Source organism: Streptomyces sp. NPDC058671, from assembly GCF_042716475.1.
Lineage (GTDB): Bacteria > Actinomycetota > Actinomycetes > Streptomycetales > Streptomycetaceae > Streptomyces.
Genome location: NZ_JBHXSA010000015.1, coordinates 143,326 through 150,617, shown reverse-complemented (window position 1 = coordinate 150,617; position 7,292 = coordinate 143,326). Strand labels below are relative to the sequence as shown.

General features: G+C 73.4%; 9 protein-coding genes and 5 tRNA genes. 7 read left to right on the top strand and 7 right to left on the bottom strand.

Annotated features, from left to right (window positions below; translation table 11 throughout):
- Nucleotides 1-91: 91 nt before the first annotated feature.
- The gene (locus ACFWV2_RS20315) at nt 92-649 is read left to right on the top strand and encodes a CGNR zinc finger domain-containing protein (RefSeq protein WP_384406371.1); all 558 of its coding nucleotides are present in this window, start codon (nt 92-94) and stop codon (nt 647-649) included.
- Between the two features lie 11 nt (nt 650-660).
- Here ACFWV2_RS20315 and ACFWV2_RS20310 read toward each other — a convergent pair whose 3' ends face one another.
- Together ACFWV2_RS20310 and ACFWV2_RS20305 are read right to left on the bottom strand one after the other, a co-directional pair.
- A complete protein-coding gene (locus ACFWV2_RS20310; RefSeq protein WP_360792550.1) occupies nt 661-825 on the bottom strand; it encodes a hypothetical protein in 165 nt (54 codons plus the stop codon).
- 111 nt (nt 826-936) lie between these two features.
- Entirely contained in the window at nt 937-1,347 is a 411-nt protein-coding gene (locus ACFWV2_RS20305; protein ID WP_384406370.1) for a hypothetical protein, read from the bottom strand.
- A gap of 148 nt (nt 1,348-1,495) precedes the next feature.
- Here ACFWV2_RS20305 and ACFWV2_RS20300 point away from each other — a divergent pair, with 148 nt between their 5' ends.
- Complete coding sequence (locus ACFWV2_RS20300) at nt 1,496-2,011, top strand: DsbA family protein (RefSeq protein WP_384406369.1); 516 nt, start codon at nt 1,496-1,498, stop codon at nt 2,009-2,011.
- Between the two features lie 12 nt (nt 2,012-2,023).
- On the opposite strand, the gene ACFWV2_RS20295 is transcribed toward ACFWV2_RS20300, so the two are convergent.
- From ACFWV2_RS20295 to ACFWV2_RS20285, 3 genes are read right to left on the bottom strand one after another with little or no spacing between them, the layout of a single operon-like run.
- On the bottom strand, nt 2,024-2,863 hold the full coding sequence (locus ACFWV2_RS20295; protein ID WP_384406368.1) for a GNAT family N-acetyltransferase: 840 nt from the start codon (nt 2,861-2,863) through the stop codon (nt 2,024-2,026).
- A gap of 43 nt (nt 2,864-2,906) precedes the next feature.
- On the bottom strand, nt 2,907-3,737 hold the full coding sequence (locus ACFWV2_RS20290; protein ID WP_384406367.1) for an aminotransferase class IV: 831 nt from the start codon (nt 3,735-3,737) through the stop codon (nt 2,907-2,909).
- Nucleotides 3,734-4,801 carry a chorismate-binding protein gene (locus ACFWV2_RS20285; RefSeq protein ID WP_384406366.1) on the bottom strand — a complete coding sequence of 356 codons (1,068 nt, stop codon included), beginning with the start codon at nt 4,799-4,801 and terminating at the stop codon, nt 3,734-3,736. The genes ACFWV2_RS20290 and ACFWV2_RS20285 overlap by 4 nt, the downstream gene beginning before the upstream one ends.
- A 232-nt stretch (nt 4,802-5,033) precedes the next feature.
- Between ACFWV2_RS20285 and ACFWV2_RS20280 the strand changes: the two genes are divergently transcribed.
- From ACFWV2_RS20280 to ACFWV2_RS20260, 5 genes are all read left to right on the top strand, one after another.
- Nucleotides 5,034-5,106 (top strand) — tRNA-Gly (locus tag ACFWV2_RS20280).
- Nucleotides 5,107-5,145: 39 nt separating this feature from the next.
- A tRNA-Cys gene (locus ACFWV2_RS20275) sits at nt 5,146-5,219 on the top strand.
- A 1-nt stretch (nt 5,220) separates the two neighbouring features.
- Nucleotides 5,221-5,292: transfer RNA gene (locus ACFWV2_RS20270), tRNA-Val, on the top strand.
- Between the two features lie 34 nt (nt 5,293-5,326).
- A tRNA-Val gene (locus ACFWV2_RS20265) sits at nt 5,327-5,398 on the top strand.
- A gap of 42 nt (nt 5,399-5,440) precedes the next feature.
- Nucleotides 5,441-5,515, top strand: a tRNA-Val gene (locus ACFWV2_RS20260).
- 92 nt (nt 5,516-5,607) lie between these two features.
- Here the strand turns inward: ACFWV2_RS20260 and ACFWV2_RS20255 are convergent.
- Nucleotides 5,608-5,901, bottom strand: coding sequence for a zf-TFIIB domain-containing protein (locus ACFWV2_RS20255; RefSeq protein ID WP_053644148.1), 294 nt, complete (start codon nt 5,899-5,901; stop codon nt 5,608-5,610).
- A 46-nt stretch (nt 5,902-5,947) separates the two neighbouring features.
- Complete coding sequence (locus ACFWV2_RS20250) at nt 5,948-6,946, bottom strand: phosphotransferase family protein (protein ID WP_384406365.1); 999 nt, start codon at nt 6,944-6,946, stop codon at nt 5,948-5,950.
- Nucleotides 6,947-7,292 lie beyond the last annotated feature (346 nt).

Genomic DNA, 7,292 nt, shown 5'->3' with positions numbered 1-7,292 from the left:
GGGGGGGGGGGGCGCGGTTTGGTTCCCCTGGCCGCGCAAATGCACGCCCATTGCCGCGGGCGCCCGCCCGCGGCCGGCCAGGGAGCGGATCGTGCTGATTCCCCACGACACCCGGATCGCCCTCGACACCGTCGTCGATCTGATGAACACCGCGCCCCAGGGCGAGCGGGCCGACGAGCTCGCGGACCTCGTCGGGCTGCGGGCCTTCGTGCGCGCGCACAAGATCAGTGGCGTGGGTGACCTGGGCGCCGACGACCTGCGGGCCGTGCGTGAGGTCCGCGAGAAGTTCGCCGCGGTCTTCTCCGCGCCCGAGGCGCGGATCGCGGCCCCCCTGATCAATCAGCTGGTGGCGGGCGCGGGCACCACGCCCCAGCTCACCGACCACGACGGCTACGACTGGCACGTGCACTACTTCGCGCCGGGCGCCTCGGTGGCGGACCATCTCGCGGCCGACTGCGGCATGGCCCTCGCGTTCATCGTGGTGGCGGGCGAGCAGGAGCGGCTGCGGCGCTGCGAGGCACCGGACTGCGGCCGCGCCTTCGTCGACCTCTCCCGCAACCGCTCGCGCCGCTACTGCGACAGCCGCACCTGCGGCAACCGCCTGCACGTGGCCGCGTACCGGGCGCGCCGCAAGGAGGCGGCGGGCTGAGACCGGAGCCGTCACAGCACGAAGAGATCGTGCACGGCGGCCATCAGCAGCAGACAGCCGATCACCCCCAGGAAGATCATCAGTGGGGGCTGGGAGAGCGCGAACAGGCAGCCGCGCGGCTCTTCGGCGGGGGCTTCGGGGGCGGCGGGGAGGGTCTCCCGCGAGGTATCCGGCATCTCCGGGGGATGATGGCGCACCCAGGGCCGGGTAAATCCCGCAACACGCCCCACCGCAGAGGCCGTTCACCCCTTCCCGTGGATCTTGGGAACGGGAACCGCCAGAAGCGGTCAGATTCCGTGCTTCTTCAGAATCGCCTCGATGTCGCTGAAGTCGTCCCCGGCGGACTTGCCGGCCTGCGGCTTCGCCGCCACGGCCCGCGAGGGCGCCGACGCGCCCGGGGCCACCGCTCTCGGCTCGGCGCCTCCGGTCGCCTTGCGGCCGACCCTGCGCCGCTCGACGGCCCGGGTGGACAGGAAGAGCAGCCACGCGACCCCGAGCACGCCGAATCCGGCCCACGCGACCGGGCTGAACGCCGTGGCCGCGATCCACTCGACCGCGCCCGTCATCACCAGGCCGAGCGGCACGAGCGCGTAGGCCGCGATCCGGGCGGCGGTCAGGAAGCGCTTCCGGTACGCCGTGATCGCGGCGATGCCCAGGCCCGCCGCGGACACCGCGGAGCAGATGGTCTCGGCCAGCATGCGGTCCTCCAGGTCCCGGGTGGTACGTCCCTTCCATCCTGCACCGGCCGGACCGCCCGGGGCCATGCCCGACGGCCGGTCTCAGGGAGATCTCCGGGTCACCCCCGCCGGATCTCCTCCCCAGGTGCCGGTGAGGGAGACTGCTGTCATGAGCGACTCCACCACCGCGCCCGCCTCCCCCGTCGTCCTCGAGGCGTGGTTCGACCTCCAGTGCCCGGACTGCTTCCGGGCCCTCGACGACGTCCGCGCGCTCCGCGAGAAGTACGGCGACCGGCTCGACGTGCAGCTGCGCCACTTCCCGCTGGCCAAGCACAAGCACGCGTACGCCGCCGCGCAGGCCGCCGAGGAGGCCGTCGAGCAGGGCAAGGGCTGGCCGTACGCGGAGGCGCTGCTCGCCAGGACCGCCGAACTCGGCGAGCGGGGAGAGCCGGTGCTGATGGAGGTCGCCACCGAACTCGGTCTGGACGCCGAGGAGTTCGACACCGCCCTGATCGACGGCCGGCATCTGCTGACCGTCGACGCGGACGAGGCCGAGGGCAAGGCCATCAAGGTCACCGGCACGCCGACCTATGTGATCGACGGCGTGCGCCTGGACGGCGGCCAGAGCCAGGACGGCCTGCGCACGCGCGTCGAGGAGATCGCCGACCGCCTCCTGCGGGGCTGACCGCCACTTCTCTCAGCGCAGGTCCTTGGCGCTGTTGACGTACGTGGTGCGAAAGCCCAGCGACTCGTACAGCCCGGTCGCCGGGGTGTTGCCCGCGAAGACGTGCAGTCCGAGCAGGGTCTCCCCGGCCTCCCGGGCGACCCGCTCGGCGAGCAGCATGAGCGCCCTCCCGTAGCCGCTGCCGCGGTGCTCCTCGTCGACGTCGATGTCGTACACGAAGGCCGCCCACCGCCCCGGTTCCAGCTCGATCCGGCCGGTCCACAGATGGCCGGCGGGCCGGCCGTCCCGTACGACCACGTGGATCGCGGTTCCGGGGGTGGCCAGGCCGTCCGGGAGCAGCGTGCGGTGACTGCTCTCGGCCTTGGCCCGCGCCTGGTCCTCGGGGACGCCCCGGTCGATCCAGCTCTGCGCGAAGCCGTCCATGGCCCGCGTCCGCCACCCGGCGTACTCGGCCTCGGTCATCGGCCGGATCTCGACGCCCTCCGGCAACGTCGGCGGCTGGGCGGGCAGCTCCTTGAGCATGTTCCGGCTGCGCTCGGTGTAGCCGAGGGACCGGGCCATCCGCAGCGCGGGCGCGGCGTCGGCGGGCACCGATATCTGCACCTGGACACAGCCCCAGCCCCGCAGCACCTCCTCGGAGGCCAGCGCGGCGACCGTGCCCCGGCCCCGGCCGCGGTCGGGCTCGTCGATCGCGAGGCGGCTGATCACACCGGCCGCGGCTCCGAAACCGGGGGCGGTGGAGAGGTGCACGGAACCGACGCGGCGGCTGTTCACGCACACGTCATAGGTACGGGAACGGCCGCCGTCGGGCGTCTGCTGAAGCGGCTCGGCCGGCCGCAGAGTGGTGGTCATCAGAGGTGTTCTACCCACCCCGGGGGCCGTCCGTCATCAGGTTTTACCCGAGGCGGGGGTCCCGGTCCCGGGCAGCCCGCTCGTCGAAGATCCGCATCGCCTTCGCGGTGACGGGGCCGGGCGTCGACGCCAGCTCGCGGCCGTCGACGCGGTGCACGGCCTGGACGTCACGGAGGGTCGAGGTCAGGAAGATCTCGTCGGCGCTCTCCAGGACGTCCAGCGGCAGATCGGTCTCCCGCGCGCCGGTCCACTCGACCGCGAGGGCGCGGGTGATGCCCGCGAGGCAGCCGGAGGAGACCGGAGGGGTGAGGATCCGGCCGTCGACCACGACGAAGACGTTGGAGCCGGTGCCCTCGCAGAGCTGTCCCACGGTGTTGGCGAAGAGCGCCTCGGTCGCGCCCCGCTCGCGCGCCCTGGCGAGGGCGACCACGTTCTCGGCGTACGAGGTGGTCTTGAGGCCGGTGAGGGCGCCGCGCTCGTTGCGGGTCCAGGGCACGGTGACCACCGCGGTGGAGTCGGCCCGGCGGCGGGTCTCGCCGAGGGCGACGACGAGGCTGGGCCCGGCGTCGCCGCGCTCCGACCCGAGCGGGGAGAGACCGCCGGTGTACGTGATGCGGAGCCGGCCGAGTTCCATCGGGTTCGCGTCGAGGACGGCGGCGCAGGCGCGACGGACCTCGTCGAGGTCGGGGTCGGGCAGCCCGAGACCGCGGGCGGAGCGGGTGAGCCGCTCCAGGTGGAGCGTCAGAGCAAACGTTCCTCCTCGCTCGGCCTTGACCGTCTCGAAGATGCCGTCGCCGACGGTCAGTCCGTGGTCCAGTACGGAGACCAGGGCGGTCTCCGCGTCGTGCAGCCCGCCGTTGACCCAGAGTTTCATCGAGAAGTGGCCTTTCCGCTCGCCTCAAGGGCGCCTGACTCGTAGGCGCCCGACGCTATCGCGACGAGGCGGGCCGCCTTGAGCTCGGTCTCGTCCCACTCGCGCTCCGGGTCGGAGCCCCAGGTGATCCCGGCGCCGGTGCCGAAGCGGAGCACGCCCTCGGGGCGGTCGATCCAGAAGGTGCGTATGCCGACGGCCAGCTCGGCGGTGCCCGCGTCGACGTCGACCCAGCCCACACCTCCGCAGTACGGGCCGCGGGGGGCGGTCTCCAGGGCCTCGATGATCCGCAGGGCGCTGGACTTGGGGGCGCCCGTGACGGAGCCGGGCGGGAAGGTGGCGTCGAGCAGCTCGGGCCAGCCGGCGTCCGGCCGCAGCAGTCCGGTGACGGTGGAGACGAGATGCACGAGGCCGGGGTGCTCCTCGGTCGCGCAGAGGGCGGGGACGGCGACGGAGCCGGTCTCGCTGACGCGCCCCAGGTCGTTGCGGACCAGGTCGACGATCATCACGTTCTCCGCGTGGTCCTTGGGAAGCAGGTCGGCGGGGGTACGCCCGGTCCCCTTGATCGGTCCCGAGGTGATCAGGGCCCCTTCCCTGCGGAGGTACAGCTCGGGGGACGCGGTGGCGACCTCCACCCCGTGGGCGGGCAGCCGGATCGTCCCCGCGTAAGGGGCGGGGTTCCCCGTGGCGAGCAGCGCGGTGAGGGCATCGACGTCGGCGGCGGCCGGGTCCGGCAGCGGCGCGGTCAGCACCCGGCAGAGGTTCGCCTGGTAGACCTCGCCGCGCGCGATGTGCTCGCGGACCCGCCGCACGCCCGCGATGTACGCGGCGCGGTCGAGGGACGACGTCCAGTCACCGGCGGCGGGTCCGCGCCAGGCGCCCGGGACGGGCGCGGGTACGCGGTCGGGCCGCACGTCCCCGAAGCGGGCGCAGGTCAGACGCCCTTCGAAGTCCGCGCAGACGGCCCAGAAGCCGGTGGAGTCGAGGGCTTCGGGGTCGTGGGTGACGTCCCGGAGGTCCGTCGCCAGGAGGCCGCCGAAGCGGGCCAGAGGAGCGAGGTCGTACACGCATCGAGTCTAGGTCCGCCGAGGGAGGGGCATCGGACCGCGTGTGGTGGCGCCTGCGTGCCACTCCGGGAACACGGCGAGTGAACGCGACGGGAACCCTCCGGGGCGCCCGGCCCGCCACCCGGGTCGGCCCGCAGGTCAGCACGCTGCGGAAACGCGTTTTTGTGCTGGCCCAGGAATCCGCTAGAGTTCAACACGTCGCCGGGACGCGCAAGCGAATCGGAACCGACAAGCGGACGTGGCTCAGTTGGTAGAGCATCACCTTGCCAAGGTGAGGGTCGCGAGTTCGAATCTCGTCGTCCGCTCGATGTGGGGGATCTTCCCGAACCCCTGTATTCACTCCTGGTGGAGTGGCCGAGAGGCGAGGCAACGGCCTGCAAAGCCGTCTACACGGGTTCAAATCCCGTCTCCACCTCCAAGGACGATTAGCTCAGCGGGAGAGCGCTTCCCTGACACGGAAGAGGTCACTGGTTCAATCCCAGTATCGTCCACTGGACCTTCGGGTCCTGGATCTTCGGATCACCCGCGCGATTAGCTCAGCGGGAGAGCGCTTCCCTGACACGGAAGAGGTCACTGGTTCAATCCCAGTATCGCGCACGCAGTACGCAGCACCTTCGGGTACGACGTGTGCACAACCCCGCGCGATTAGCTCAGCGGGAGAGCGCTTCCCTGACACGGAAGAGGTCACTGGTTCAATCCCAGTATCGCGCACCACCAGGAAGCCCCCGGCCGCATCTCGCGGCCGGGGGCTTCCTCGTCTCCCGGGAAGACCCGGCGAGGGCCCGGTCGGGCCCACTCCGGCACGGTCAGGAGGAGAAGAGCATCCGGCCGAAACCGCGCTGCCGGTAGTGGCCGCCGCCGTGGTGGCCACCGTGGTGCGGGGCACCCCACGCGGGGGCGGCGGGGGCGGGCTGCGCCGGGTACGCCTGCGGGGCCGGAGGGGCGGGCGGGGCCTGCTGGACCCACTGGGACTCCAGGCGGGTCAGGGCCTCCAGCTCGCCGTAGTCCAGGAAGATCCCACGACAGCCGCTGCACTGCTCGATCTGGACACCGTTGCGGTTGTACGTGTGCATGGCCGCGTGGCACTTGGGGCACTGCATGGTCGGCTCAACTCCCTGACGTCGACGTTCGTATGACGGCTTCACTTTACGGGGACGCCGCAGGGGCCGGATCGGTTCGATGCCCGGCGATGCGGGCGCAGGTGTCGATCATCACGTCCTCCACCTCGTCGAGCGGTCTGCGTTCGGCCGCCGACTTCGCCAGGGCGAGGGCAGCGGTCTGGACCGTCAGGGCGCGGGCGGGCACGTCGAGTCGGACCCACGGATCGGCGCCCACGGCGGGACCCCCGGCCTCCCGGTAGGCCCCGAGGAAGCGGGACCAGATCTCCGGGGGCAGGATGCCGGCGGCGAACCAGGCGGCGGGACGGGCCAGATCCCAGGCCGGATCGCCCAGACCGAGATCGTCGATGTCGATCAGCCGCCAGGGACCTGCATCCCCGGCCCCGGGGTCACTGGCGGGCTCCGTTGCGGTGGCGCGGACCAGTTGGCCGAGGTGGAAGTCGCCGTGACAGAGGAGCCGGGGGCCCGGCGCCGCGCCGTCGGGGATCGACCGCCAGGCGGCGAGCACCGTCGCGGCGGCCGGGTGATCGGGGGCCGTCCGGCGCATGCGGTCCACGGCGAGGGCCGCCTTGACGGGCGCCCGCATCTCGGGGAGCGGGCGCCCCCGTGGGGGCGGGGTGAGGTGGAGCAGCGCGAGCAGCCGCGCCGCGTCCTCCCACGGGGCGGCGTCGGGGTCCGCCGGATCGACGGGCGGGCCGTACGGCCAGACGGTGACGGGGCGTCCGTCGAGTTCGTCCGGCGCGCCCACGGGCGTGGGGAGCGGCGGGAGGAGGACGCCGGCGACATCCGGATGCGCGGCCAGCGCGAGCCGCGCGCGGTGGGCCTCGGGATCGGTGCCGGGGGCATGCGCCTTGGCGACGAGCCGCCCGTGACGCACGACGGTCCCGTCGTCCCGGTCGGCGAGCACCCCGACGAGCCCGCTCGCACACCGGCAGGGCGCACCGGGGCGGTGGGCGGCGGCGCGAGCGAGGGCGGCGAGCCGGTCGAGCGGGGGACGGCCGAGGGGAGGCCGGTCGGTGGGTTCCACGAGGGGAGCGTACGGGGGGCGGGGTACGGGCGGGGCCGGGGGTCGGCCGCCCGGGCGGCGGGGCGCTGGGAGGGGGCCGCCGCCCGGTCAGCGGCGCGCTGGGGCGGAGGCCTTCACCTCGTCGGCCAGTCTGAGGATGGGCGACGAGCGGCGGGCGGTGGGCGGCGGGCCTACGGGCAACGGCGAGCGACCGGCGGCTGGCAGCGGGCGGCGGCCGGCGGCGAGCGACCGGCGGCTGGCAGTGGGCAGCGGGCAGCGGGTGACGGCCGGTGGGAGCGACAGGCGGCTGGCAGTGGGCAGCGGGCAGCGGGCAGCGGGCAGCGGGGAGGTTCTCCCGGCCTGTGGC